Origin of the sequence: Streptomyces sp. SID12501 (assembly GCF_010550245.1) — a bacterium.
GTDB lineage: Bacteria > Actinomycetota > Actinomycetes > Streptomycetales > Streptomycetaceae > Streptomyces.
On record NZ_JAAGLU010000270.1, the window covers coordinates 1 to 606 of the forward strand.

General features: G+C 70.6%; 2 protein-coding genes. Both read right to left on the reverse strand.

The features are described from left to right. On the reverse strand, positions 1–231 hold a 231-nt coding region (locus tag G3I71_RS52865; RefSeq protein ID WP_343243287.1), incomplete at its 3' end, for a hypothetical protein. 13 nt (positions 232–244) lie between these two features. Then, the coding region (locus G3I71_RS52870; protein WP_343243288.1) for a hypothetical protein at positions 245–606 on the reverse strand (362 nt) is incomplete at its 5' end.

Below are 606 nucleotides of genomic sequence, written 5' to 3' on the forward strand. Positions count from 1 at the left end.
GGCCCCTGTGGTCGCGTCGTGGACGAGCTCAATGGTCGAGCCGCCCATGGACATGACGACGTTGTCGCCGGACCAGCACAGATCACCCTTCTTCTTGTCCGTGGCGTTGTCGTTGTTCGGCTTGGCGGGGTTCGCCTTCAGGTCGTCCGCACAGGACCGGTAGCGGCGCTCGATGAACCCGGGCTCGTAGTCCCAGCCGTCGCCGACCCAGGACGCCTGCCCATTGGCCACCGACGTCTTGCCGTCAACGCTCTGGGAGGAATACGAGAACCCGATCTTCGGCGACGGCCCGGCTGGCGGCGCGGGCACGGTCAGGGGGTAGGACCAGGAGAATCCGCCGCCGCTTCCGCCAGCTGTCCACGAACCGCTGGGAGACAAAGAGGTGGCCTTGTAGGTACCGCCCGCGCCCGCGGCGCCAGGCCCGCCAGTCCGGGGCCAGTCGCGCGGGATCGAACCCGCGCCGGCCCCGCTGCGTGGCCGGCAGTACCGTCGCGCCGGCTAGCACCGCCTTGACCACCGCGACCTGCCGCGACAGGTCCAGCCCGTCCCAGGCCTCCCGCAACTCGCCGCCGCGTCCGGCGTACTCGACGACCTGAGCGCGTCCGT